Annotated in this window: 22 protein-coding genes and 2 tRNA genes; 12 read left to right on the top strand and 12 right to left on the bottom strand. The window is 65.9% G+C overall.

Features of this window, described 5'->3' with window-relative positions; genetic code table 11:
• Positions 1 to 3 precede the first annotated feature (3 nt).
• Positions 4 to 360: a ribonuclease P protein component gene (gene rnpA, locus QSK31_RS44110; protein ID WP_285691012.1), complete on the bottom strand. Its 357-nt coding sequence runs from the start codon at positions 358 to 360 to the stop codon at positions 4 to 6.
• Positions 361 to 397: 37 nt separating this feature from the next.
• Positions 398 to 535, bottom strand: coding sequence for a 50S ribosomal protein L34 (gene rpmH, locus QSK31_RS44105; RefSeq protein WP_285691011.1), 138 nt, complete (start codon positions 533 to 535; stop codon positions 398 to 400).
• A 574-nt stretch (positions 536 to 1,109) separates the two neighbouring features.
• On the opposite strand from rpmH, the gene dnaA reads away from it, so the two are divergent.
• From dnaA to QSK31_RS44080, 5 genes are all read left to right on the top strand, one after another.
• Positions 1,110 to 2,819, top strand: a complete 1,710-nt coding sequence (gene dnaA / locus QSK31_RS44100) for a chromosomal replication initiator protein DnaA (RefSeq protein WP_285691010.1) — start codon at positions 1,110 to 1,112, stop codon at positions 2,817 to 2,819.
• 1,006 nt (positions 2,820 to 3,825) lie between these two features.
• Positions 3,826 to 4,959, top strand: a complete 1,134-nt coding sequence (gene dnaN, locus QSK31_RS44095; RefSeq protein ID WP_285691009.1) for a DNA polymerase III subunit beta — start codon at positions 3,826 to 3,828, stop codon at positions 4,957 to 4,959.
• 38 nt (positions 4,960 to 4,997) lie between these two features.
• Positions 4,998 to 5,870: a phosphogluconate dehydrogenase (NAD(+)-dependent, decarboxylating) gene (gnd, locus tag QSK31_RS44090; RefSeq protein WP_285691008.1), complete on the top strand. Its 873-nt coding sequence runs from the start codon at positions 4,998 to 5,000 to the stop codon at positions 5,868 to 5,870.
• A 48-nt stretch (positions 5,871 to 5,918) separates the two neighbouring features.
• Positions 5,919 to 7,046 carry a DNA replication/repair protein RecF gene (gene recF / locus QSK31_RS44085; RefSeq protein WP_285691007.1) on the top strand — a complete coding sequence of 376 codons (1,128 nt, stop codon included), beginning with the start codon at positions 5,919 to 5,921 and terminating at the stop codon, positions 7,044 to 7,046.
• On the top strand, positions 7,039 to 7,662 hold the full coding sequence (locus QSK31_RS44080; protein ID WP_285691006.1) for a DciA family protein: 624 nt from the start codon (positions 7,039 to 7,041) through the stop codon (positions 7,660 to 7,662). Before recF ends, QSK31_RS44080 begins: the two co-directional genes overlap by 8 nt.
• Before the next feature lie 271 nt (positions 7,663 to 7,933).
• Here the strand turns inward: QSK31_RS44080 and QSK31_RS44075 are convergent, their stop codons facing one another.
• Positions 7,934 to 8,500 carry a hypothetical protein gene (locus QSK31_RS44075; RefSeq protein ID WP_285691039.1) on the bottom strand — a complete coding sequence of 189 codons (567 nt, stop codon included), beginning with the start codon at positions 8,498 to 8,500 and terminating at the stop codon, positions 7,934 to 7,936.
• A 574-nt stretch (positions 8,501 to 9,074) separates the two neighbouring features.
• Here QSK31_RS44075 and gyrB point away from each other — a divergent pair.
• The 6 genes from gyrB (at position 9,075) to QSK31_RS44045 (ending at position 14,988) form a co-directional block, all read left to right on the top strand.
• On the top strand, positions 9,075 to 11,027 hold the full coding sequence (gene gyrB, locus QSK31_RS44070; RefSeq protein WP_285691005.1) for a DNA topoisomerase (ATP-hydrolyzing) subunit B: 1,953 nt from the start codon (positions 9,075 to 9,077) through the stop codon (positions 11,025 to 11,027).
• A 138-nt stretch (positions 11,028 to 11,165) separates the two neighbouring features.
• Positions 11,166 to 13,682 carry a DNA gyrase subunit A gene (gyrA, locus tag QSK31_RS44065; RefSeq protein ID WP_502873107.1) on the top strand — a complete coding sequence of 839 codons (2,517 nt, stop codon included), beginning with the start codon at positions 11,166 to 11,168 and terminating at the stop codon, positions 13,680 to 13,682.
• 3 nt (positions 13,683 to 13,685) lie between these two features.
• The gene (locus tag QSK31_RS44060) at positions 13,686 to 14,549 is read left to right on the top strand and encodes a DUF3566 domain-containing protein (RefSeq protein ID WP_285691001.1); all 864 of its coding nucleotides are present in this window, start codon (positions 13,686 to 13,688) and stop codon (positions 14,547 to 14,549) included.
• A gap of 91 nt (positions 14,550 to 14,640) precedes the next feature.
• Positions 14,641 to 14,714, top strand: a tRNA-Ile gene (locus tag QSK31_RS44055).
• A 41-nt stretch (positions 14,715 to 14,755) separates the two neighbouring features.
• A complete protein-coding gene (locus tag QSK31_RS44050; RefSeq protein WP_285690999.1) occupies positions 14,756 to 14,884 on the top strand; it encodes a DLW-39 family protein in 129 nt (42 codons plus the stop codon).
• Positions 14,885 to 14,915: 31 nt separating this feature from the next.
• Positions 14,916 to 14,988 (top strand) — tRNA-Ala (locus QSK31_RS44045).
• Positions 14,989 to 15,052: 64 nt separating this feature from the next.
• Here the strand turns inward: QSK31_RS44045 and QSK31_RS44040 are convergent.
• From QSK31_RS44040 to QSK31_RS44030, 3 genes are all read right to left on the bottom strand, one after another.
• Positions 15,053 to 15,463 carry a tyrosine-type recombinase/integrase gene (locus QSK31_RS44040; RefSeq protein ID WP_285690998.1) on the bottom strand — a complete coding sequence of 137 codons (411 nt, stop codon included), beginning with the start codon at positions 15,461 to 15,463 and terminating at the stop codon, positions 15,053 to 15,055.
• 36 nt (positions 15,464 to 15,499) lie between these two features.
• Positions 15,500 to 15,997, bottom strand: a complete 498-nt coding sequence (locus tag QSK31_RS44035; protein WP_285690997.1) for a GntR family transcriptional regulator — start codon at positions 15,995 to 15,997, stop codon at positions 15,500 to 15,502.
• Positions 15,998 to 16,404: 407 nt separating this feature from the next.
• Complete coding sequence (locus QSK31_RS44030) at positions 16,405 to 16,908, bottom strand: hypothetical protein (protein ID WP_285690996.1); 504 nt, start codon at positions 16,906 to 16,908, stop codon at positions 16,405 to 16,407.
• Between the two features lie 760 nt (positions 16,909 to 17,668).
• On the opposite strand from QSK31_RS44030, the gene QSK31_RS44025 reads away from it, so the two are divergent.
• Positions 17,669 to 19,066 carry an NsdA family TPR-like regulatory protein gene (locus QSK31_RS44025; protein ID WP_285690995.1) on the top strand — a complete coding sequence of 466 codons (1,398 nt, stop codon included), beginning with the start codon at positions 17,669 to 17,671 and terminating at the stop codon, positions 19,064 to 19,066.
• On the opposite strand, the gene QSK31_RS44020 is transcribed toward QSK31_RS44025, so the two are convergent.
• From QSK31_RS44020 to QSK31_RS43995, 6 genes are all read right to left on the bottom strand, one after another.
• Positions 19,063 to 19,842: a phosphotransferase family protein gene (locus tag QSK31_RS44020; protein ID WP_285690994.1), complete on the bottom strand. Its 780-nt coding sequence runs from the start codon at positions 19,840 to 19,842 to the stop codon at positions 19,063 to 19,065. The genes QSK31_RS44025 and QSK31_RS44020 overlap by 4 nt on opposite strands.
• A 669-nt stretch (positions 19,843 to 20,511) precedes the next feature.
• The gene (locus tag QSK31_RS44015) at positions 20,512 to 21,885 is read right to left on the bottom strand and encodes a hypothetical protein (protein ID WP_285690993.1); all 1,374 of its coding nucleotides are present in this window, start codon (positions 21,883 to 21,885) and stop codon (positions 20,512 to 20,514) included.
• A 47-nt stretch (positions 21,886 to 21,932) separates the two neighbouring features.
• Positions 21,933 to 22,592: a hypothetical protein gene (locus tag QSK31_RS44010; RefSeq protein WP_285690991.1), complete on the bottom strand. Its 660-nt coding sequence runs from the start codon at positions 22,590 to 22,592 to the stop codon at positions 21,933 to 21,935.
• On the bottom strand, positions 22,579 to 22,815 hold the full coding sequence (locus QSK31_RS44005) for a hypothetical protein (protein WP_285690990.1): 237 nt from the start codon (positions 22,813 to 22,815) through the stop codon (positions 22,579 to 22,581). Before QSK31_RS44005 ends, QSK31_RS44010 begins: the two co-directional genes overlap by 14 nt.
• Positions 22,816 to 23,322: 507 nt before the next feature.
• Positions 23,323 to 23,901 (bottom strand): hypothetical protein, encoded by a 579-nt coding sequence (locus QSK31_RS44000; protein WP_285690988.1) that lies wholly within the window; start codon positions 23,899 to 23,901, stop codon positions 23,323 to 23,325.
• A gap of 464 nt (positions 23,902 to 24,365) precedes the next feature.
• The coding region (locus QSK31_RS43995; protein WP_285690987.1) for a tyrosine-type recombinase/integrase at positions 24,366 to 24,974 on the bottom strand (609 nt) is incomplete at its 5' end.

Below are 24,974 nucleotides of genomic sequence, written 5' to 3'. Positions count from 1 at the left end.
CGGTCATCGCCGCCGCCGAGGGGTCCGAGCGACGGTGAGCGCGGCGTCCAGGTCGGCGCCGAGCGTCTCGGCGGTCGCGGTCGCCGCGGCGGGTAGGGCACGCACCACGATCGTGGCGCCGACCGGCAGGTCAGCCAGCCGGTCGCGGACGAGATGGCGAAGCCTGCGCCGGACGCGGTTGCGCACCACGGCGTTGCCCACCGCCTTGGACACGACAAAGCCGGCGCGTGCCGTGGAGGCGAGCGCCGGCTCGTCGATCTGCAGATGTACGACCAAGGTGCCGCGGCCGACTCGGCGGCCACCGCGGAACGCTGCGGTGAAGTCGCTGCTCTTCCGCAGTCTCTGAGCTGCGGCCAGCACGACTACCTGGGCATTTCCGGGCGGCCCGTGTGTCGGCTCAGGCCGACAGCGTGGCGCGACCCTTGTTGCGGCGGCTGGCGAGGATGGCACGACCTGCCCGGGTGCGCATGCGCAGCCGGAAGCCGTGGGTCTTCGCGCGACGGCGGTTGTTCGGCTGATAAGTGCGCTTGCTCACGTGAGGACTCCGAATCAGTGCAAAACAAAGACAAGGGGCATCGCTGCCAGACGACCACTCTAGCAGGGGCGCGGCAAGGCAACCGCTCGACCCTACGCAGGCTGCACGCGGTGGTCAACGATGCGAGCGATGGCACGCCGCCGATGATCTCCGCGTCGATCTTAGGACGGCACAGATGCACGTCTTTCTGCGCTTCAAGTGAATCTCCACGCGGGGGAATGCTTCCCGGGGTGGGACGCCGGTTGAAGCGGCGGTGGCAGCGCTGTTAGCGTGCCCGTTTGCTGGTCTCCGGCGTCGTACTCAGCAGGGCTCGTTCCGGGCAGTACCGGGCGGGCCGCTGAATCGTTCGGCACGGTGAGCCTGTTGAAACGCGCCAGCGCAGGCTCCAGGGGTCCGCCGCCAGACTCTCGGCCGGGGGGAGCGCCTGCCGACGCGCCCACAGCTTGTGGATAACCTGTGGATAGCCGGTGGATGAGGTTGGGGGAAACCGGCCAGAGCCTGCTCGGTACGACAGGTACGGGCGGACGGCCGGACAAGGCCACCGGGGGTCGGTGGTGATGGGGGTGGCGCGGCGGTGGCCGAATCGGGCGACCTGAGCGAGGTGTGGGACGCGGCGGTTGCCGAGCTCGCCGACGAGATCGTGTCGGCGCAGCAGCGGGCGTACCTCCGCCTCACTCGCCTGCGCGCGATAGTGGAGGACACCGCGCTGCTCTCTGTGCCCGACGCCTTCACCCGTGACGTCATCGAGTCGCGGCTGCGGCCGGCGATCACCGATGCGTTGTCCCGCAGGTACGGGCGGCCGATACAGGTCGCTGTCACGGTGCGTCCGCCGGAGGACGGGACCGGTATGCCGGGCAAGGTCTACGGCACCCCTCCGCCGGTTCAGCCGCCACCGCCTCCCGCGCACTACGCCGAGCCGACCGGTTCGGCTCAGCACTCCTCGCCTTCTACTCCGTACGCGCGACCGGTGCCGTCCGCCCGCGAGGCGCAGGACGGCCTGTTCGCCGCGCCCGTCCCGATGCCGCAGGCGTCGATGATGGCGCCGCCGCAGCCGACCACCGCACAGCCGACCGGTCCCACCGAGGTGAAGCAGCCCAACGAGTCGAGCCGGCGGATGGCAACCGAGCAGGCGCAGCTGCGGGACAACCTCGGCTACGACGACCGCCGCGACGACTCGATGCGGATGGGGCAGGGCGGCGACTCCGGCCCGATGCGCAACACCTCCGGCAACGACCGGCGGCCGGGCGGCGACAGCGGTAACCGGCTCAACCCGAAGTACATGTTCGAGACCTTCGTCATCGGGTCGTCGAACCGCTTCGCCCACGCCGCGTCGGTCGCGGTGGCCGAGTCGCCGGCGAAGGCGTACAACCCGCTGTTCATCTACGGCAGCTCCGGGCTGGGCAAGACGCACCTGCTGCACGCCATCGGTCACTACGCGACGACGCTGGGCCACGCCCGCTCGGTCCGCTACGTGTCCACAGAGGAATTCACCAACGACTTCATCAACAGCCTGCGCGACGACAAGACGCAGGCCTTCCAGCGCCGTTACCGCGATGTCGACATCCTGCTGATCGACGACATCCAGTTCCTGGAGAACCGCGAGCGGACGCAGGAGGAGTTCTTCCACACGTTCAACACGCTGCACAACGCGAACAAGCAGATCGTGATCAGCTCGGACCGCTCACCGCGCCAGCTGGCCACCCTCGAGGACCGCATGCGCACCCGCTTCGAGTGGGGCCTGCTCGCCGACATCCAGCCGCCCGACCTCGAGACGCGCATCGCGATCCTGCAGAAGAAGGCCGCGCAGGAACGCATGTTCGCCCCCGACGACGTGCTCGAGTTCATCGCGTCGCGGGTCTCCAACTCGATCCGCGAACTCGAGGGCGCCCTCATCCGGGTGACCGCGTTCGCCAGCCTGACCCGCAGCTCGGTCCAGCTCAGCCTGGCCGAGGAGGTACTGCGCGACTTCATGCCGGACGGCGCCGGCCCGGAGATCACCGCCGACCAGATCATGGTCTCGACGGCCGACTACTTCGGCGTCAGCCTGGAGGATCTGCGCGGCCACTCCCGCAGCCGGGTGCTGGTCAACGCCCGTCAGGTCGCGATGTATCTCTGCCGCGAACTCACCGACCTCTCCCTGCCCCGCATCGGCCAGGCCTTCGGCGGCCGCGACCACACGACCGTGATGCACGCCGACCGCAAGATCCGGCAGCACATGGCCGAGCGCCGCTCTCTTTACAACCAGATCGCCGAACTCACCAACAGGATCAAACAGAACACCTAGGGGTACGCGGGACGCACAGTCCCGCCCCCTCGGCGGCCTGCCTGCGACTCAGGGCCGTCCCACGGCATCCGGCCCGGCGGTGGGGTCACCGGCTCGGGCTTCCCGATCGCATGACCCACGCACCGCGCTGACGAATCCGCGTGATCTCCCCGGCCGGCCCTCGCTCACCAGCCGCCGGGATGCCGACCCGCCGCCGCGCACCAGAAGCCGGTGGTAGCTCCGGGCGGCATCCGCTCGTCGAACACCACTGTCCCCAAGCCGGCCGGGCCCGAGTGCACACCCGACGGCGTCGGGTCGCATGCGGGGACTCCCGGGGCCACGTTTCGCGCTCGCCCGGGTGTGGGAACAGTCGTGGCCCCGCCAGACCACGACCGTGAACCGACTTTGCCCTGGTGAGCGTGCCATTGTTATCCACCGTTCGTCCCCAGGGGTTGTCCCCAGCGGTGGATAACCTTCACCGCCGTTCCCCACAGATGTGGACAACTCCTGGGGAAATCGATGTGGACAAGCACTCACAGTCACATCTCTGTCCACCGCCTGTGGAGGAGTGTGGATTTCCTGTTGAAGGTTCTGGGGACGACGAGTCGGTAGCGTCCCGGCGTCGTCCACAAGCCTGGGCACAAACCCGGTGGACAACCGGTGGATAGCCGGTGGACAACGGTGGACAACCGCCGTCTCGTCGGAGACTGTGGACGCGGACGGGGGTTTATACCCTGGTTGCCCACAGGCAACCCACCGGTGGATAACCCGCTGACCAGCGCAAACGTGAGTTCTCCACACTGTGCACAGGACCGATGGTTATGACGAGTTATCTCTTCTAAGAAAACAAAAACCAATCACCGGCGTTGGGCAAGGTGTGGACAAGCGGCTTCGCGGTCGAAGAGGCTCCACAGCACCGGGGTCGGGGAGACGCTCGTCGCCGGAGCGCCATAGAGTTCGTGGTCCGGCCCCTCACCGAAGACCGTCAAAGAAGACCTGAGACCGAGGAAAGCTCGCGGAGGACAGCATGAAGTTCCGGGTGGAGCGAGACGCACTCGCCGACGCCGTGGCGTGGACGGCCAAGAGCCTGCCCAGCCGCCCGTCGGTGCCGGTGCTCGCCGGCGTCATGCTGCGCGCCGCCGACGGCCGGTTGCACGTCTCCGGCTTCGACTACGAGGTCTCCAGCCAGGTGAGCGTCGAGGTGCAGGCCGACGCCGACGGCGCCGCGCTGGTCTCCGGCCGGCTGCTCGCCGAGATCACCAAGGCATTGCCGAACAAGCCGGTGGACATCGCCGCGGTCGGCGCGCATCTGGAGTTGGTGTGCGGCAGCGCCCGCTTCACGCTGCCGACGATGCCGGTGGAGGACTACCCGACCCTGCCGGACATGCCGTCCAGCGCCGGCACCGTCGACGCCTCGTCCTTCGCCGCCGCGGTGCAGCAGGTGGCCATCGCCGCGGGCCGCGACGAGACGCTGCCGATGATGACCGGCGTACGGGTTGAGCTGAACGGCCGCAACCTGTCGATGCTGGCCACCGACCGCTACCGGCTGGCGATGCGGGAGATGGAGTGGTCGCCGGACGACCCGGACATCAGCCTGAACGCGCTGGTACCGGCGAAGACGCTGAACGACACGGCCAAGACCCTGGGCACCGTCGGTGGCGACGTCACGATCGCCCTGGCGCAGGGCAGCGCGGGCGAGGGCATGATCGGCTTCGCGGGCGGCACCCGGCGCACCACCAGCCGGCTGCTGGACGGCGCCAACTACCCGCCGGTGCGCTCGCTCTTCCCGGCCAGCCACAACGCCGAGGCCCGGGTGCCGGTCGCCGCGCTGATCGAGGTCGTCCGCCGGGTGGCCCTGGTCGCCGAGCGGACCACCCCGGTGCTGCTGAGCTTCAGCGAGGACGGTCTGGTCGTCGAGGCGGGTGGGACGGAGGAGGCGCGCGCCAGTGAGGCGATGGAGGCCACCTTCACCGGCGAGGCGCTGACCATCGGCTTCAACCCGCAGTACCTCATCGACGGCCTGCAGAACCTCGGCGCACCGACAGCCCAGCTCGCATTCGTGGACGCGTTCAAGCCCGCGGTGCTCTCGCCGGCCTCCGAGGACGGCGAAATCGTGCCCGGTTACCGCTATCTGATCATGCCGATCCGGGTAACCCGCTGATACTTGGGCTGAGAGAACCACACATCTAGGGGGACACCATGCAGCTCGGCCTTGTCGGTCTCGGCCGAATGGGTGGCAACATGCGGGAGCGGATTCGGGAGGCGGGACACGAGGTCGTCGGGTACGACCGCAATCCCGACATCGCCGACGTCGCCAGTCTCACCGAGCTGGTCGAGAAGCTCGAGGCGCCGCGTGTGGTCTGGACCATGGTCCCGGCCGGCGCCATCACCGAGGGAACCATCGACCAACTCGCCGACCTGCTGTCGCCCGGCGACCTGATCATCGACGGCGGCAACTCCAAGTTCACCGACGACAAGCCCCGGGCCGAGCGACTGGCGCCGAAGGGCATCGGCTACATGGACGCCGGCGTCTCCGGCGGCGTCTGGGGCCACAAGAACGGGTACGCCCTGATGGTCGGCGGCGAGGCCAAGAACGTCGAGCTGGCCATGCCGATCTTCGAGGCGCTCAAGCCGGCCGGACCGTACGGCTTCGTGCACGCCGGCCCGGTCGGCGCCGGTCACTACGCCAAGATGGTCCACAACGGCATCGAGTACGGCATGATGCAGGCCTTCGCCGAGGGCTACGAGCTGCTCGCGGCGTCGGAGTACGTGGACGACGTCCCCGGCATCATCAAGAGCTGGCGCGAGGGCAGCGTGGTCAAGTCCTGGCTGCTCGACCTGTTCGACCTGGCACTCGACGGCGACCCCAAGCTGGCCCAGCTCAAGGGCTACGCCGAGGACACCGGCGAGGGCCGCTGGACGGTCGACGAGGCGGTCCGCCTGGCCGTCCCGCTGCACGTCATCGCGTCGTCGCTGTTCGCTCGTTTCGAGTCCCGGCAGCCCGACTCGCCGGCGATGAAGGCCGTCGCCGCACTCCGTCAGCAGTTCGGCGGCCACGCGGTCGTCAGCTGAGCTGAGCCACCCAGGCGGCTTCGCCGGAATGCACGGGAAAGACAGAGGATGCACGTCCGCCGGGTCGAGCTCACCGACTTCCGCTCCTACGAGAGGGTGGCCGTCGAGTTCGAGCCCGGCGTGACCGTGCTGGTCGGCCAGAACGGGGTCGGCAAGACCAACCTCGTCGAGGCTCTGGGTTACGTGGCCACTCTGGACAGTCACCGGGTGGCCACGGACGCCCCGCTGGTCCGGGCCGGCGCGACCGCCGCCGTGATCCGCTGCGCGATCGTCCATGATGGACGCGAGCTGCTGGTCGAGCTGGAGATCGTGCCCGGCAAGGCAAACCGCGCAAGACTCAACCGTTCTCCGGTACGCCGTGCGCGTGAGGTTCTGGGCGCACTGCGGATGGTGCTGTTCGCCCCGGAGGACCTCGAACTGGTCCGCGGCGACCCGTCGGAGCGCCGCCGCTACCTCGACGACCTGCTCGTGGCACGCCAGCCCCGGTTCGCCGGCGTCCGCGCCGACTACGACCGGGTGATCAAGCAACGCAACGCCCTGCTCCGGACGGCCTATCTGACCCGCAAGGTCGGCGGCTCCAAAGGACAGGACCTCTCCACGCTCGCGGTCTGGGACCACCACCTGGCCCAGCACGGCGCCGAATTGCTGGCCGGGCGGATCGAGCTGGTCGCCGCGCTGGCGCCGCACGTCACCAAGGCCTACGACGCGGTCGCCGCGGGCCGGTCGACGGCCGTCATCGCGTACGCGTCGAAGTTGGGTGAGGGGTTGTCGCCGGACCGGGCCGCTCTGGAGGAGGCGTTGCTGGCCTCGCTCGCCGAGCGACGGCCGGCCGAGATCGAGCGCGGGACGACCCTGGTGGGCCCGCACCGCGACGACCTGCTCCTGGCGTTGGGCGAACTGCCGGCCAAGGGGTACGCCAGCCACGGCGAGTCCTGGTCGTTCGCGCTGGCCCTGAGGCTGGCCGCCTACGACCTGCTCCGTGCCGACGGGATCGAGCCGGTGCTGGTCCTGGACGACGTCTTCGCCGAGCTGGACGGCGGCCGGCGAGACAGACTGGCGGCGCTGGTGTCGGACGCGGCACAGTTGATCGTGACCTGCGCCGTGCCGGAGGACGTACCGACCGCCCTGTCCGGCGCCCGCTTCGAGATCGCTCCCGGGACGGTGACGCATGTCTGAGCCTTCAACCGAGGGGCCGCGGAGGCCGCGGTCAACGGGGCGCCCGCAAGGGCCGCCCCCGGCGCGGCAGGATGGGCCGGCCGCTGCTGGTCCGGCTTCGTCCGACGGGGCGCAGGAGCCGAAGAAGGGCCCTGAGCTGGCTCGGGCCGTCATCGAGGCGGCGTTCGCGAAGCGGCGGGCGGCGCCGAAGAAGACCCGGCAGTACGGCGCCGCCGACCCGGAGCGGCGGCTGCGTGGCTATTCCGGTCCGGGGCCGGACCCGCGGGATCCGCAGCCCTTCGGTGCCGTGCTCGAGCGGCTGATGCGCCAGCGCGGGTGGGAGAAGCCCAAGGCCGAGGCGACCGTCTTCGGCGCCTGGGAGAAGGTCGTCGGCGAGGACATCGCCAAGCACAGCCGCCCGATCAAGCTGGACGCCGGCGTGCTCACCGTGGAGGCCGAGTCGACCGCCTGGGCGACCCAGCTGCGGATGCTCGCCGCCGGCCTGCTCCGGAGCATTGCCGTCGAGGTGGGCCACAACGTGGTCACCCGCCTGAACATCCACGGTCCCGCCGCCCCGTCGTGGAGCCGGGGCCCGCGCCGCGTCCAGGGCCGAGGCCCACGAGACACCTACGGCTGAGCCTGCCGCGCGCTGAGCTGCCGCGCTCGATCGCGCGTGCGCCGCTGAAGCGGATGAGTTCGAACGGCGTCCGACGACGGCTCCGCCGGCGGCGACCGTCGTTCGAACTCATCCGCGCGGCAACGCGCTCCTCGCTCCGCCACGTGGTTCCCGCCCATCCGTGGGCCGCGCCACCTGCACTGCACGGCGGCCGCACCGCGCCTTCCGCACCGCGCAAACCACGCGGTCTCAGCGCAGGCGCGATCACGCGTTGTCAGCTCAGTGGCCCAATCTAGTAATCAGCGAAGATGGCGAAGCCGCGCTCGGCGCAGCGGCGGTAGAAGCCGGCCAGAACGACCAGTTCGGTGCGGGCGAACGTCCAGTGCGGCGCGTCGCCGGACTCGTCGCGCATGCCCTCGAGCCTCGAGTTCAGCCAGCGCATCTGCTGCTCGGCCAGCCGGCTGGCCGACACGGCGGCCCGCATCACCGCGGTCACGCTGTCGAACGTCACCAGATCGCCGTGGTCCTTGTGGCCCTCGACGAACCGCTCCAGGCCGCCGGCGATCCACGCGCAGCCGTCCGGGTCGATCACCGGGTCCTCGTCCTCGGCGGCGGCTTCAGTGGCGTACAACACACCTTCGAGCCCGAGCAGAAGATCAACCAATTCGGTGTACGCGGTGGCCCGCACCGTGCCGGTCTTGGCGATGTGCAGCGCGAGGGCGCCGGTCGGTGCGGCGATCTCCGGCCGGTCGGCGATCTCGCCGAAGTCGACGAACTCGGCGGGCGCGACGGGGTCGTAGTACTGGTTCGTCCGCGGCCAGTGGACCGCGACGTTCTCCACGCCCTTGTCCAGCGCCATCAGGCCCACCTCTCCCACTGTGGCCACAGCTTCTTCACGGGTACAGCTCCATCACGGCCACAGCTCCGTCGCGGCTCGCTCCGTCGCGGCTCGCTCCGTCGCGGCGAAGATTAAAGCACCGCCGCGTGGCGTCGTCAGGCAGTGTCGCAGTGCGTGGCCGCCGGGCCTGGCAGGCGCGCGCATTCGGATGCCGTCCGTATCATTCGTCGCCGTCGGCCAGTCGCGGTCCGTGTGGGGGGACGCGCGGGAGGCGGGGTCATCGGCGCTACGGCAATCTGAGGCACCCGGACGGGGTGCCGGACCCTCTATAAGTCGCGTCGGCGGAGTAGAATTCTCGGAGACCGGGAAACCGCCGCGCGAGGCGTCGCACAGAGTTGTCGGACGTCACGCTACGCGGTTTTCCAGCCGATCACGATCCGCGGGTGACCCGCGGCGACCGGCGTGCTCGGTTCCACCGGTGGTCCGCCTCCCCCCGCGGGTTGTCGTCGGTGGCGCCTGCGCGTTACCGGGCTGCCGAGGTCCCGCCAAATCTGTGTCGGGGCCTTCGGGCCGCGTCACGAGAAAGTGGCCGAGGGTGGCAGAGAACAAGCAGGAGTACGGCGCGGAATCGATCACCGTGCTCGAGGGCCTCGAGGCAGTCCGTAAGCGTCCCGGTATGTACATCGGATCCACCGGTGAGCGCGGCCTCCACCACCTGGTCCAGGAGGTTGTGGACAACGCTGTCGACGAGGCCATGGCCGGGTTCTGCGACACGATCGACGTGGTGCTGCTGGCCGACGGCGGCGTCTCGGTCACGGACAACGGACGCGGCTTCCCGGTCGACCTCCACCCGAAGCTGAAGAAGCCCGGTGTCGAGGTCGCCCTGACCATCCTGCACGCCGGCGGCAAGTTCGAGGGCATGGCCTACAAGGTCTCCGGCGGTCTGCACGGCGTCGGCGTCTCGGTCGTGAACGCGCTGTCCACCAAGATGTTCGTGGAGATCCACAAGTCCGGCAACGTCTACCGGCAGCACTACACGATGTCGAAGCCCGGACCGCTGGAGAAGGGCGAGGAGACCACCAAGACGGGCTCCACCGTCCAGTTCTGGCCGGACCCGACGATCTTCGAGACCGTCGAGTTCGACTTCCAGACGATCTACCGGCGTCTGCAGGAGATGGCGTTCCTCAACCGCGGCCTGGCCATCAACCTGATCGACAACCGTCCCGAGTACGTGGACGACGAGGGCAAGCCGCGTCAGGTCAACTTCAAGTACGACGACGGCATCGCCGACTTCGTCCGGCACCTGAACGCCACCAAGAGCCCCATCCACAAGACGGTGATCGAGTTCATCTCCGAGGACGAGGCCGCGGGCATGGCGGTCGAGGTCGCCATGCAGTGGAACGAGTCGTACGGCGAGTCGGTCTACACCTTCGCCAACACGATCAACACGCACGAGGGCGGGACACACGAGGAGGGCTTCCGGGCCGCTCTGACCAGCCTGATCAACCGTTACGGCGCGGAGAAGAAGTTCCTCAAGGGCGACGAGAAGCTGTCCGGTGAGGACGTCCGCGAGGGGCTGGCCGCGATCATCTCGGTCAAGCTGACGAACCCGCAGTTCGAGGGCCAGACCAAGACGAAGCTCGGCAACACCGACATGAAGGGTTTCGTGCAGAAGGTCGTCAACGATCAGTTGGCCGACTGGCTGGAACGCAACCCGGCGGACGCCAAGATGATCATCACCAAGGCGTCCCAGGCGTCCCGCGCCCGGATCGCCGCCCAGCAGGCCCGCAAGCTGGCCCGGCGCAAGTCGCTGCTGGAGTCCGGTTCGATGCCCGGCAAGCTGGCCGACTGCCAGTCGACCGACCCGACGGTGTCCGAGCTGTTCATCGTCGAGGGCGACTCGGCCGGCGGCTCGGCCAAGCAGGGCCGCGACAGCCAGATCCAGGCGATCCTGCCGATCCGCGGCAAGATCCTCAACGTGGAGAAGGCCCGGATCGACCGGGTGCTGAAGAACAACGAGGTCCAGGCGCTGATCACCGCGCTGGGCACCGGCATCCACGAAGAGTTCGACATCGCGAAGCTGCGCTATCACAAGGTCGTGCTGATGGCCGACGCGGACGTCGACGGCCAGCACATCCAGACGCTGCTGCTGACGCTGCTGTTCCGTTTCATGCGGCCGCTGGTCGAGGTCGGGCACGTCTACCTGGCGGCGCCGCCGCTCTACAAGATCAAGTGGAACGCGAAGGGCGACGACGCGCAGTACGCGTACTCGGACCGGGAGCGTGACGGGCTGATCGAGCTGCGTCAGCAGAAGAAGGCGAACGCCAAGCCGAACGACATCCAGCGGTTCAAGGGTCTCGGCGAGATGAACTTCCAGGAGCTGTGGGACACCACGATGGACCCGGCCACCCGGACGCTACGCCAGGTGACGCTGGACGACGCGGCGACCGCGGACGAGCTCTTCAGCGTATTGATGGGCGAAGATGTCGAGGCCCGGCGGTCGTTCATCCAGCGCAATGCCAAAGACGTGCGATTCCTGGACATCTGACGTGAGTGAGCGGCGCCGGTACCGGTACCGCTCACCCAGGGTTATGCACAGCTTCGGCGACTTTCCACAGTGTTATCCACAGCGATATGCGTAGTCCAGGCCGTAATGTCTGGTTTTACCTTCAGTAAGGGTTAACAAGTGACAGACACACCCGAGACCCCGGACGCCGCCGCCGATCAGCCGCAGGACGAGACCGGCGCGGTGGCCCAGCGGGTCGAGCCCGTCGGCCTCGAGGTCGAGATGCAACGGTCGTACCTCGACTACGCGATGAGCGTCATCGTCGGCCGCGCGCTGCCCGACGTCCGCGACGGACTCAAGCCCGTGCACCGCAAGATCCTGTACGCGATGTACGACTCCGGCTTCCGGCCGGACCGCGGGTACGTGAAGTGCGCGCGCGTGGTCGGCGACGTGATGGGCAACTACCACCCGCACGGCGACTCGTCGATCTACGACGCCCTGGTCCGGATGGGTCAACCGTGGTCGCTGCGCTACCCGCTGATCGACGGCAACGGCAACTTCGGCTCGCCGGGTAACGACCCGCCGGCCGCCATGCGGTACACCGAGTCGAAGCTCGCGCCTCTCGCGATGGAGATGCTGCGGGACATCGACGAGGACACCGTCGACATGCAGGACAACTACGACGGGCGTACCAAGGAGCCGACGATCCTGCCGGCCCGGTTCCCGAACCTGCTGGTCAACGGCTCCGAGGGCATCGCGGTCGGCATGGCCACCAAGATCCCGCCGCACAACCTGCGCGAGGTCGCGGCCGCCGTCCAGTGGTACCTGGACAACCCGGAGGCAGACGAGGCCACGACGCTCGAGGCGGCGCTGGGATTCGTCAAGGGCCCCGACTTCCCCACCCGGGGCCTGATCGTCGGGCAGCAGGCGATTCAGGACGCCTATCGCACCGGTCGCGGTTCGATCCGGATGCGCGCGGTGGTCGAGGTCGAGGAGGACGCCCGGGGGCGCCCCTGCCTCGTGACGACCGAGCTGCCGTACCAGGTGAACCCGGACAACCTCGCCGAGCGGGTGGCGGAACTCGTCAAGGAGGGCAAGCTCACCGGCATCGCGGACATCCGGGACGAGAGCTCCGGGCGTACCGGCATGAGGTTGATCCTCGTCCTGAAGCGCGACGCGGTCGCCAAGGTCGTGCTGAACAACCTGTACAAGCACACCCAGCTGCAGGAGACCTTCGGCGCGAACATGCTCGCGCTGGTCGACGGCGTGCCGCGGACGCTGAACCTGGCGCAGTTCATCCGCTACTACGTCGAGCACCAGATCGAGGTCATCCGCAGGCGCACCGCCTACCGCCTGCGCAAGGCCGAGGAGCGCGCGCACATCCTGCGCGGCCTGGTCAAGGCACTGGACGCGCTCGACGAGGTGATCGCCCTGATCCGGCGCTCGCCCACCGTCGAGGAGGCCCGGAACGGCCTGATCGCGCTGCTCGACATCGACGAGATCCAGGCCACCGCGATCCTGGACATGCAGCTGCGCCGGCTGGCGGCCCTGGAGCGCCAGAAGATCATCGACGAGCTGGCCAAGATCGAGATCGAGATCGCCGACCTCAAGGACATCCTCGCCAAGCCGGAGCGGCAGCGGGCCATCGTCAAGGAGGAATTGGGCGAGATCGTCGCGAAGTTCGGTGATGACCGGAAGACGCAGATCATCCCGTTCGATGGCGAGGTCTCCATGGAGGACCTCATCGCTCGCGAGGACGTTGTGGTGACGATCACACGGACCGGCTACGCGAAGCGGACCAAGGTCGACATGTACCGGTCCCAGCACCGCGGTGGCAAGGGTGTGAGCGGCGCCTCACTGCGGCAGGACGACATCGTCAGCCACTTCTTCGTGATCAGCACACACGCCTGGATCCTCTTCTTCACGAACAAGGGCCGGGTGTACCGGGCCAAGGCGTACGAGCTCCCCGAGGCGAATCGGGTGGCCAAGGGACAGCACGTCGCGAACCTGCTGGCGTTCCTGCCGGACGAGCACATCGCCCAGGTCATCCAGATCCCGAATTACCAGGTGGAGCCCTACCTTGTGCTCGCCACCAAGAATGGTCTCGTGAAGAAGACCCGGCTCGAGGAATTTGACTCCAACCGCAGCGGTGGCATCATCGCCATCAACCTGCGGGAGGATGACGAGTTGGTGGGCGCCGCGCTGGCCGCTGCGGAGAACGATCTGCTGCTGGTGTCGAAGAAGGCACAGGCGATCCGGTTCAACGCCACTGATGAGGCGCTGCGCCCGATGGGCCGCGCCACCTCCGGCGTGATCGGGATGCGGTTCGGCGACAGTGACGAACTCCTCGCGATGGAGGTGGTTCGTGACGGCCTGGACGTTTTGGTCGCTACCAACGGCGGGTATGCGAAGCGGACGCCGATCGAGGAGTACCCGGTGCAGGGACGGGGTGGCAAGGGAGTGCTGACAGCCAAGATCACGGAGCGTCGTGGTGGGCTCGTCGGTGCGCTCGTGATCGACCCGGAAGACGAGCTGTTTGCCATCACCAGCAATGGTGGTGTCATCCGGACTCCCGTGAAGCCTGTACGGCGTACACGGGATCGGAACACAATGGGGGTCAAGCTGATGGACCTCCCTGAAGGTGTAACCATCGTGGCGCTTGCTCGTAATGCCGACGAGCCTGACGAACAGGACTAGTTGATGACGGAGACAACGGCGAAGTCGGGGAGCACGGGGACCTCGACGACTCCGGCCGACCAGACGCCGGGCAAGACCGGTGCTGATCAGGCCGGACGCGAGGCCGCCGGCCGTGAGGCCGCCGGCCGCGCGGCGGTGCCCGCCGAAGGCCCGTCGTCCGCGCCCAAGTTCACCAGGGCTCCTGGCATGGCCCCGCCGCCCGGCGAACCCGCCGGCGGCAAGAGCGAGGCCAAGCCAGGCGCCCAAGGCGCGGCGAAGGGATCCGCGACTGTGCCGATCGTCACCAAGAGCGGTCCGTCCGGCGGTCAGCCCACCGGCGGACCGGCCGGTCGGTCCGGCGTCGTCCCGCAGTCGCCCCCGCAACGGCCCGGCAGCACCCCGCCTCCGTCCGCACCCGGCAAGCCCGGAACGGCACAGGGCGCGGCCGCCGTCGGCGCCGCACGGGTCACCGAGACCGTCCGGGCCGCCCGCCAGACCGTCACCTCGGCCGCCGGCCGCGGTCCCCGCCGCGCACGGCTGAACCTGAAGCGCATCGACCCCTGGTCGGTGATGAAGTTCTCGTTCGCCGTCTCGGTGGTGCTCTTCATCGTGGTCGTCGTGGCCACGTCGGTGCTCTACCTGGCCCTCGACGCCATGGGTGTCTGGGCGACCGTCAACTCCAGCCTCGGCGACCTGGTCAACGCCAGCGGCGGCGCCGCCAACGGTGGCTTCCGGGTCACCGCCTGGGGCGTCATCGGCACGTCGATGCTCGTCGGCGCGGTCAACGTGGTGCTCTTCACCGCGCTGGCCACCCTCGGCGCGTTCATCTACAACGTGTGCGCCGACCTCGTCGGCGGCGTCGAGCTCACCCTCGCCGAGCGCGACTGACCGCAGCGCACCTGACCTCGGGGGCAGCCACAGAGCTGCCCCCGATTTTGGGTGGTGCGGCGCGGTACGCTAATCTTCGGATCGCTGTTACGGGGCTATAGCTCAGTCGGTTAGAGCGCAGAGCTGATAACTCTGAGGTCGATGGTTCGATTCCATCTAGCCCCACCGTTACGGAATTCCAGGGCAGTCATCAAGAGGGGACAGCCATGCTGAAGAAGCTCCTGATCGTCGCCGGTGTCGTCGGCGTGGCGACCCTCGTCTTCAAGCGGGTCAAGGCCTCCAACGACGAGCGTGCCCTGTGGCACGAGGCCACCACAGCGCCCGACCTGCGCTGAGCGTCGGCGGTTCGCTGAGGCCGGCGACAACGGGGCCCTAGCTCAACTGGCAGAGCACCGCCTTTGCAAGGCGGGGGTTAGGGGTTCAAGTCCCCTGGGCTCCACGAAACTGCACGTTGACCTGGGCAAACTCAGTGCCTTGATCATCGGGAACACTTTGGGACCACCTCAGCTCAACTCCGGTGTTCCGGCCGATGCCCGACGCAGCATCTCTCCGACCACTCCCCGACGCCGTTCTCGGCGAGGCCAGAAGTGGACGTAGGTCTCCAAGGTGATCTGCAAAGTTCGATGACGCAGCGCCTGCTGGACTTCCTTCGGATCCGCGCGGTTCGTGATCAGCGTTGTTGCGAAGAAGTGCCGCAGCGCGTGGAAGCCGCCGTGCTCCTTCGGCCAGTCGGCCCGCTCGCGCCACTTGACCCACTCCGCCGACCAGGTCCGATCCGTGAATGGATTCCCCCGCGTGGTCGTGAATAGAAGTGGGACCAGCCGTCGGCGCGTCTGACGCTGCGTGATGTCGAGGAGTTCGACCTCCACCGGCGGGAACTCCCCGACGTGGCAGCGCAGTGCCTCATCGACCATCGGATCCAGGTCGACCGTCCCAGACGATTCGGTCGATCACCCAGACCGATGTGGCTCGGGCTTCCCGATGTCCGTTCCCGCGGACAGCTCGACCGGAACGTAGAGCGAGCTCAGTTCGACCGGTCCGATCTCGGTCACGACCAGGCGCCGTCGGGCGATGACGGGCGTGTCGGGGTCTAGCTCAAGTGCAGATGCTGCGCGGTTGGGTGCCATGACCGCACCGACGCGAAGCAGGCTGACGCTTGCGGACTCGCCTTGATTGAGCAGGTCGGTGGCGCGGCTGTCGGAACGAGGAGCTGGGGGAGTGGGCCGGCCTTTGGCGAACCGGCCCTTGCCCTGCTGCGACTCGATCCATCCGTCCTGTTGAAGGATTCCCAGAGCGCGCACGATCGTCGGCCGTGACGTGTCGAACTCGGCCATGAGCTGCGACTCGCTCGGAATCGCAATGCCAGGGAGGTAAGACCCGTCCTCGATGCGCTGCTGGATGGCGTCAACCACGACGGCGTACTTGGGCGGACGGATGTTGATGGCCACGAACTCCTCCGTCCGCTCGGCCAGTCAACTGCTTGACTTGTCGACACTGTAGAACAACGCCCTGCGTACGGGAACCGAAGGGGTGTACTAGAAACAACTAGTCGTGAGACTATTACTCGCATGGCCGGATTGTCGAGATCCGACGAAGACCCGCAAGCTGGACGAAGACTTCGCGTTGCTCGATCACGGTGCCGTCCTGGTCTACGGAGTAGCCGTGAAGCCAGACCCAGCCCGAGTACGTCGGACGAGGGTCGGCATGAGTGACGCGTAGACGCAGCGCGCGAGAGTCAGCGAACCTCACGCTGGCGCTGGCCGTCAGCTCCACCAGGTCGCCAGGGTCCAGTACGGAATTTCTTAAGGGTGCCCTGCGGCGTCGTGGGCGCCCGGCAGCGGCGGGCGCCCGGTGACTAAAGGTCTCCACGCAAGATCTGTTCCTGCCAGTGCTGCGGTACATGCCAGTCAATCAAGAGATCTTTGACGCACCGCGGGTTGCATTCGAGCGTCCACCACGCCTCCACGTCATCGCCGGCCCGTTCCAGTCCGGTGATGCCGACGTACTGCCCGCCGATCCTCGCGTCGATCTCGGCGCTTCGGGGGAGAAGCAGCAAGGCCCCGATCAGCTCATCCCGGGTGATCGTCCGACCCCCGTCCACGATGACCTTCTCTAGTGGGTCAGCCTCACGGCGGTCGAAGTCATCCACGACCTTGCTCAGCAGCACCGCCAAGGTCGCAGCTTCGGCCGTTGACAGCCGGACCCGCCCACTGGCGCCGTTGCTCGTCGTGATTTGAAGCTCAACGCGGTCGCCAAGCTGACCTAGGCTCTGCGGTTCCACCAGCTCAGCAGACAGTGCAAGGCGTGCATCGGTGGCCGGCGATTGGGTGTGGCCCGTGATCTCGATTCGAGTGGTCATCAGTTCGCCTTAGTTGGGAGGACGAGGTCGTCGAGCCCCAACGAGCTCAGGAAGCCGCGCAGCGCGAGATCCCGGCCGTGGCATGGAACGAGCTTCACCGGGACGCACGTGAGGCAAGCCCCGTCACCGTTCGCCCTGTGATCCTGGAACAGGCGATGAGCCATCGCCCACTTCAGCGGGTCGTCGCATCCGTCCGGCGGGGTGTGCGGTGGATCGCTTCTGTCGAAAGGCAGTAAGGACAAGGCGTTCGCTCCTTAAGCTTGCCGAGGTGTCGTGGGTCTGGCGTGCAGCTGAGACTCACGGAAGGCGTGGGTGAGACGGAGGGGAGCAGTCAGGGCAACCCCGACGTACGAGCTGAACGGCGCCCTCGACGATCCGGGTCGTCCGACGCGGCGAGGCAAACTTCCAGCCTCGTCCCTCGCACGACGAGCACCTGCCCGACGAACTCTCGACGCCGGCACGGTGCGGGCTGTCGATCGGCTCCTCGCCGCCGTTGCCCGACGGGGGCACCACGCTCTTTGGCATAGCCGGTCAACTCCCTCCGCTGAAGCACCACGCAGGTTGCCCTGAGGTGTAGAGTGCAAGCTGACTTTGTATTCAAAGAGCGTCATCTCTCGATGACTATGAGTACGATTGCTTGCCCCATATGAGACTCTCGCCGTTTTGATCCAACAGGCAGGGCGCACGAGGGGGCGCACATGTGCACTCGGGGGTGCACCCGTTGGCCGGCTACAGAGAAACGGGAGGTGGCGAGGCGAAGGTGACCGATAAGAAGGCTCCGAACCGACACCTTGAGACCGTGATGACCCAAGCCGCGGTCACCAACAAGGGACTCGCGGCCCGGGTACGCGCGGAGGCCGCCCGCAGCGGCCTGAACATCTCCCCGGACCACACCTCGGTCAAGCGCTGGCTCGACGGCGGCCATCCCCACGAAGACACGATCAGGTGCATCGCCACCGCTCTCGGCACCAAGCTCGGCCGAGTTGTCACCTTCGACGAGATCGGCTTCGGCTCCACCGCCGCAGGGACTTCGATCGATCTCGCGCAGGACGCAGTGCTCTTTCCTGCCAGCCCGTCGCGCGCGACTGACGTACTCGACAGCTTGACCGCAGCCGACATGACCGACGACTCAGCCGTGAACTCGACCCCCTGGGATCCCACGCCGGTGCCGAGCGTCATCACCGGATACCTGTTCTCCGCGCCCAACTGGCAGGACACCCTGGGCGTACCCAATGGCGGTCATGACGGACTAGCCGGCCGCATACGAGCCACGGTCCGGACGCTCGTCGACCTGGACTTCCGATATGGCGGCGGACATAGCCGGAGATTGCTGCTTGCCTACTGGCGAGCGGAGATAGTTCCGGCGCTCAGAGGTGCACGCGGAGAGACAGCCAGCCGAGCGATATACGCGGCAGCAGCGGACGCCGCGGCGATGCTGGGGTGGAGTGCCTACGACGCCGGACACCATGGCGCAGCCCAGCGCTACTACACCCAGGGCCTTCGACTCGCGCGCGACGCAGGCGATGCCCTCATGGGTGCGAAGATCCTATCCAACCTGAGCCACCAGGCGAACTACCTGGGCAACTTCAACGAAGCCGTCCACTTCGCACGCGCAGCCCAGAGCACCATGCTCGGCTTGAAGTCCAGGACAGTCAGCTCCATGGCCCTCGCGATGGAGGCGCGCGCCCTGGCCAGCCTCGGGGATGCTCGCGGGTCCGGCACCGCCCTCAACCGAGCTGAGCGGGAGTTCGCACTTCGGGTAGAAGCCGAAGACCCGGAGTGGATCGCCTACTTCGATGCCCTTGAGCTCGCAGGAGAGGCTGCGCACTGCTTCCGCGAACTCGGCCAGGCACAGAAGACCCAGCTCTTCGCCGCCCAGGCCATCGACCTACAACTCACCCCAGCCCGTACGCAGTCCTTCATCAACATCGTGCACGCGGAAGGCGCCTTGGCAGCCGGCAACCTCGACGAGGCGGTGACGCTGGCCACGAGGTCAGTCGAGCTCGCCGGATCCGTGCAATCCAGCCGCCAGCTCCGATACCTCACCGACTTCTGCAAGACGCTCGCCGCAGGCAGGCACCTCGACCACCCGTCGGTCCGCGATCTGGCCGAGGGCCTGATCCTGAAGGACCGAGCCCTGGCTGCGCACCTACGTTAGAAGGCCCGCCAGGTCTCCGAGGCGCCTCCGCGGATCGTCCGCATCCGCACCTGAAACTCCTCAGAGATCTGGGGCGACTCGTTAACGTTCTGCATGAGCCAGGTCGTCATCTTGAGCTCGTGTACCCGGCGGAGTACGTCGAAGCCCTCTTCCCACGACATGACGTCGTACCCGTAGGCATCAACGAACGTGCGGTACTCCTCAGGACTCCACCAGCCAGCTGACGCGTACTCCGTTGCCGTCATTGCGAGGTCCCACTCCGGCTGACCCCAAGCGAAGCGCTCGAAGTCGATCATCACAGCCTCACTGTCTCTGATCATGATGTTCTTCACGTGCGCGTCCCCATGGGTCGGAGCCGGCGCCAGCGGAAAAACTAGTCCTTCGAGCCTCGAGGTGAGGTCGTTCACCAGGCGTCTGAGGAAGCGTTTGTCTTCGTCGGATACCGCTGCGTTGGAGACACGAGAGTCGACTCTGCCGAGGATGTCCTCGGACGGCAGGTTGAAGGACGTTGGGCGTGGAAGCGAGTGCAGCCGCCTGAGGACCGCGCCCAGGGCGCCAATGTCATCGCGGCCACCGTCCCGTCCATCGATGAAACGCCAGAAGGTCACGGGATGACCGCCGACTTCAATCGGCTGTAGAACGTCAAGGACCTCGGCGCCCGGGAAAGACCTATCCCCGAGCCAGCGGGCGACGTTGACTTCGTTGACCGCATCCGACCAGTACGCCATCGCCCGGGCGATGCGGACCACTACCGCCGAAGCCGGAAGCTGGAACAACGCGTTCTCGCCGAGCCGTAGGGGCTGAGCACTAGTGGCATCCAGCCCAGCGACATAGCACGCTTCGTCCAACAACTCTGTGGCGAGCTGTGCGGTCAGCGGAGGTACAGACGGACTCGGAGAACGACCCACGCCATCACCTTAGGGTGACTCATCCGATCCGGGAGGCCGGCCGCCTACGCCAGGCCGCGGACGGCGGGCGTGCCATTCGACGATGGTCGAAGGCTTCCATGCCTGAGTCCGTCCCAGCTTCATGTCCGGCTCAGGCATCTGACCTCGATTCCGGTAACCGCTCACCGTAGAGATTCGAACGCTAAGGTAGGCGGCTACGTCCGAGGTGGTCCACCACTCGGCGTCGATATCGGGGACTTGGGGCACGCATCAGCACCTTAGTCGACGATCCCTGCACCATCTGGGGCTCTGGGCCGGCGTAGGCGAGCTGCCATCTTCAAGTTCTAACGCGGACGGCTCAGGCGAGTCCGGCTCGAAACGAAGCCGACGCTTCCGCGGACGTTGCGATCCTCCAACGCCGTCTGAAGCGCTGACTCCGCAGCTTCCACCGCTCGCTGCTTGACAGCGTCCCTGGTCGAAGCGGGCAGAGTCCCCGACGAGACCGATCTGATGCGACGGTCACGGGTCGCGCTGCTTCCGTGCGACTGTCGGAGCAAGCTAAGCAAAGTCACTACGGCCCCCCTCAGACACTCCTCCTGATAACGAGACTACCGCATGTGACTGTTGCCTGGGAGCCCACGTTGGGTTGAAACGCTGGTCAAAGTAGTGCTTACGTCTGATCCAGACAAAGCCGTCACCCGGCGATATAACGGCCACATCGATGGCCCCGCCGACGGTCTCGTCGCGGTCGATTGACACACGGTTGCGCAGGGAAGCGAGATTAACCATGTTCTCGGCGAGGCTGGCGATCTCACCCTTCGATAAGTAAGCGGCGCTCGCCTCGATGGGTCCGTAACGGAGCTTTGAATGAAGCTCGTTCATGAACTCGGCGAAAAGCGACCAGGACGCGCCACCAAAGCGGGTGAATCGACGCCCAATGTCCTCAACCTTTCGCTTGCTCAACGAAGGAGCTTCGCGGGATACTATCCGTTGTGCAGCCGGCCCAAGGCGCTCATTGAGCCATGTGCCCCACCAGATTTCAATCTCCTGCTTTACGGCCGGATCAATGCCGAAGAGAAACGTGGCTGCCTCTGTTGTTTGGGCAAATGGGCGGATGATTGATGGGCGCTCAGCCGTGACTTCCATCGTTTGGTCATCGGAGACAACGAGGCGGCCCGCAAACAATCCGCCTATCTGTACGTGGACTGCGCTTGGGAATACGTCCGATTCGCCGAATCCGGCGATGACTACTCCGGTGGTAGCAGGCGTCTCCGAATTTCTGAGAATAATCGATATGGCAGAACCTAGGACACGCAGACGGTTCTTCTTAGTTAGCTGAGTTCCTTGCATGCGGTCAGGAACTAATTCCACCAGGCTGGCGTAATCTCTAATTATTTCGGCCTCGGTGAGACCGATTGCCCAGGGCGCGACCTCATCGGTATTTGCCTCCAGGCCCTGTAGGAGGCTCTCCAAGACCGCTTTGCGAACTGACGCATTGATTCGCGGGAACTTTCCCTCTTCTACGGCTTCTAGAGCAAGGTCCTCAGCCGTCTCGATGATCCGGTTTACTAGTTGCGAAACAGTCAACTCGGCGTACGTCTTCTGAGCATCCGCTGGAATTAGTTGTTCGACATTTTCCCTAAGGAAAGCGCAGAAATCGGCAACATATTCAGGTACCGTGTTGAATGACGCGCCGACCCTGCGTGACCTGTAAACCTTGACCAGGGTTTCCCATGGTACTTGGACGAAGTCGGCACTATTGTAGATCATGATCCCGACAGGCCGGCCACGTATCAGTTCGAAGAGCTTGTTGGCGTTCGCGTAGATCTTCCGTACCTCTCCTCCATCCGAAGAAGGAGAAGTAATCGTTACTGCGGAGTCGGCCGCCAACGCGATCGCAGACCGATTCATCACGACCATCTCGGCCGTCATCGATATTCCTGCTTCCTGGCGTGTCGTGCCGAAGGTGGTTCGAAGGATCAGGCTGGAAGGGAGCTTAATACATCTCTGGCCAATTGGGGATTCTGGCGAATGGCGGCCTTCAGCTGAATGTCGCGAAACTCTTCCCGGGTTTCTGAGAGGCGCTCGCGCCAGTCGTCCTTCGCGTTTATCAGTTGTTCGTCAATCAGAAACTCTAGGACGTCTTCGAGCGCGGGGCGAAATCGCCTTCCTCCTACGGGAAAGTGAAGCTCGCCCATGCTCTTCTTCTTTCGTCTCGTGCATAGGGCATGCATCATCGGCGTTAAGCCCGTGTTCTCGCCTAGAACCTGAACGTGAGCCTCGGTGTATCCGGCCTTGTTGCGTTCATAGTCGTAGTGGAAGAATGGATCTTTAGCATCCCGTAAGCCATATACGCCGAAGAAGGATGTCGCAACCGTTAGATAATGATCTTCAGTTTTTTCAAGGAAGAGCTGATACTGAACGTCAAGAAAGCACTGGAAGTCTTTGCTGGACGAGAGAAGGGGCGTTGGTTTAGTGCTGAGGTCTCGTAGGCTGAGGTGGGTGCCGACTGTGATCATCTGATCGGCATCGACTACGCCGGCAGAGACCTGGGCATGATCAGCTACAGTTTGATTCAGAAGTGTCCGGATTTTGTTAGCGAAGGCACGGGCTTGTGCCGGCAGGTCAGGCCGGGTCACCGATGATCATCCACAGTTTGCGAGCTTCGGTAGAGCTGAAGTTTCGCTCGCGTGCCTGCTCCTTGAGTTCCGCCCGCGTTAGTCCAACGCGCTCCAGGCCGCGAAGTACCGCAGCCTGCCACTCCTCTGGTGACAGCTCGAATACCTCAGACTCATCCGTGTTGTTCGTCGCCTCGTGAGCGTCTGCCGTCATCATCAACCTCCCCTCAACGTCGCTTGCCATGCTATAGCGACCGTACGACAACATCTACGCTCCGTGTTGGAATGTGAACCGAAAGTACGTCTGGCCCTCGGGTGCTTGGGGCGCGTAGCAAGCCCTATGAATGAAGTGATCGAAGTCTGGCCGTGCCGGTGCTCGTGGCCAGGCAAGCCCTGGTGCACTGCCGAATAGATCTCTTCTCTATCAAGGCGCCGCGGCGCGCAAGCGCGGCGCGGCCGCCGCGCTCGGCCTGCTGGCGACCTTCGGTCGGCATCGGCCGGCGCGCCGGTCAGTCTCTGCTGGCGACCGAAGCGTCATGAGCCTCCGGCGGGAGCACTCAGGCTTCTGGGATGGCCATCCCACCCGCCATCGAGCCAGGCGGAGCCGAGCAGACGTGCCCCAGGGCGCCAAGGTCGTACGTCCGGTAGGGCGCTCCACCTTGGCGCCCTGGGGCACGTCCGCACCACGATGTGTGGGTCGACGGCGGACGGGATGGCAAGGGCACGTTGTACGAAGATCGCACTCAGGACGTCATGCTCTGAAGTCTCTGGTCTCATTAGAAATGCCCCAAGCGCTGCCTCTTCGCCCTGCCCAATCCAGAGCTAGGAGGCACCACTCCATCGAATTTCCGTCCTTGAGGTATTGCGAGACGGTCTTGCCACGGATTTCGACAAAGAGGTCGGCCGGGTGGAATCCCTCACCTACTAGCCGGGTAAGCGTGTCGACGTCGAGCGGATCGACGCCCAATTTCCACCACTGAAGCGTCTTTTCGACGTTGTAGTCGCATAAACGTGCCCATGCGGCGGCGACTTCATCCCGGTTCGCGGTTGTTTCGTTCCAGTTGACTCGTTCATCGAGGTAGAACCTAAGCCGTTTCACCGCGTAGGTCTTGTCATCACGGCGTGGCCTAGGGGCGTTCCTTCGCCCGCGCCACTGTTCTCGCTCACGACGGTTCAGTCCGAGGCTCCGAAGTCCCTCTTCGAGTTCGGCGTCTCGCTGAAGCGCGCTCTCTGAGACCATCTTGGAATTCGATTGCTTGGCGCCCTGGGATGCTCCCAGCAGATTCTCACGGATGCGGCGGACATCGTCTTCTTCGTCTTGATAGTCCAACTTCCCCCCAAAGTCGGTTGTAGTGGGAATTGTAGACGGGACTTGTCAGTGATGCGTCAAGAAGATGTGGCCGCGGAGAAAGTTAGGGAACAATCACCCATTGGTGTCTCAAAAATAGCCGGCCCCGCCGATATCCGCGGACGCTCTGCCTGATTTCGCCGATCGGTGCGCCGCCTCAACCGGAGGGCCTTGTATCCGCGGTCAGTCTCGCGTCACGGCAGAGGCAGCACAAGGAAGGCGAAAGAGTCAGGAAGATCATCGGGACCACATCGGGACCACCAGAGCGTGTAAACCGCTGTCAGACGCTGGAAGGCCGTATCGGACAACGGCAGCTCAGGCTGGGGAGGTCGACTCGGTGACCTAGCGTACGCGTTTTGGGGTTCAAGTCCCCTGGGCTCCACAAAACTTCGCTCTGAGCTGCGGAAACGCAGGCCCATGATCATCGGGACCGCTTACGGACCACATCAGGTCTGGTCCGGTGTTCCGGCCGCTGCCTGTCGCAGAACATCTCCCACCACTCCGCGACGCCGTTCCCGGCGAGGCCAGAAGTGCACATAGGTCTCCAGGGTGATCTGCAGAGTCCGATGCCGAAGCGCCCGCTGGACCTCCTTCGGGTCCGCGTGATTCGTGATCAACGTCGTGGCGAAGAAGTGCCGCAGTGCATGGAATCCGCCGTGCTCCTTCGGCCGGCCAGCCCGCTCGCGCCACTTGACCCACTCGGCCGGCCAGCCCGCTCGCGCCACTTGACCCACTCGGCCGGCCACGTCCGATCCGTGAACGGGTTCTTGTGCGTGGTCGTGGAACAGGCGAGGCACCCGGCGCTCGATCGTGGGGCCTGCTGTGAATTCGACCATTCCAACCTCAACCGGCGGGAACGTCCGCACGTGCTGGCGCAGCGCGGCAGCAACCATCGGGTCTAGGTCAACCGTGCCGGCCGAACCGCTCTTAGCCTCAGTCTTTCGCTTGGCCGTCGGCCCATAGCTATGATTCGATGAATGCGATTCGCGTGCTTTTAGCTGTTCTGTAGGCATGGTGAGGGCCCGGCGCTCGGCCGGGTTCCTCCGTGTTGCTGG

Origin of the sequence: Actinoplanes sp. NBRC 103695 (assembly GCF_030269485.1) — a bacterium.
Classification (GTDB): domain Bacteria; phylum Actinomycetota; class Actinomycetes; order Mycobacteriales; family Micromonosporaceae; genus Actinoplanes.
Note: the sequence above shows the minus strand (reverse complement) of the source record. Positions and strands in the feature narration are given on the sequence as shown.

Bases quoted from the DNA above. Each gene is read 5' to 3' on its own strand.
- dnaN (WP_285691009.1), top strand. From the start codon at position 3,826: ATGAAGTTCCGGGTGGAGCGAGACGCACTCGCCGACGCCGTGGCGTGG.
- gnd (WP_285691008.1), top strand. From the start codon at position 4,998: ATGCAGCTCGGCCTTGTCGGTCTCGGCCGAATGGGTGGCAACATGCGG.
- recF (WP_285691007.1), top strand. From the start codon at position 5,919: ATGCACGTCCGCCGGGTCGAGCTCACCGACTTCCGCTCCTACGAGAGG.
- QSK31_RS44080 (WP_285691006.1), top strand. From the start codon at position 7,039: ATGTCTGAGCCTTCAACCGAGGGGCCGCGGAGGCCGCGGTCAACGGGG.
- QSK31_RS44075 (WP_285691039.1), bottom strand. From the start codon at position 8,500: ATGGCGCTGGACAAGGGCGTGGAGAACGTCGCGGTCCACTGGCCGCGG.
- QSK31_RS44060 (WP_285691001.1), top strand. From the start codon at position 13,686: ATGACGGAGACAACGGCGAAGTCGGGGAGCACGGGGACCTCGACGACT.
- QSK31_RS44050 (WP_285690999.1), top strand. From the start codon at position 14,756: ATGCTGAAGAAGCTCCTGATCGTCGCCGGTGTCGTCGGCGTGGCGACC.
- QSK31_RS44040 (WP_285690998.1), bottom strand. From the start codon at position 15,463: ATGGTCGATGAGGCACTGCGCTGCCACGTCGGGGAGTTCCCGCCGGTG.
- QSK31_RS44030 (WP_285690996.1), bottom strand. From the start codon at position 16,908: ATGACCACTCGAATCGAGATCACGGGCCACACCCAATCGCCGGCCACC.
- QSK31_RS44015 (WP_285690993.1), bottom strand. From the start codon at position 21,885: ATGACGGCCGAGATGGTCGTGATGAATCGGTCTGCGATCGCGTTGGCG.
- QSK31_RS44005 (WP_285690990.1), bottom strand. From the start codon at position 22,815: ATGGCAAGCGACGTTGAGGGGAGGTTGATGATGACGGCAGACGCTCAC.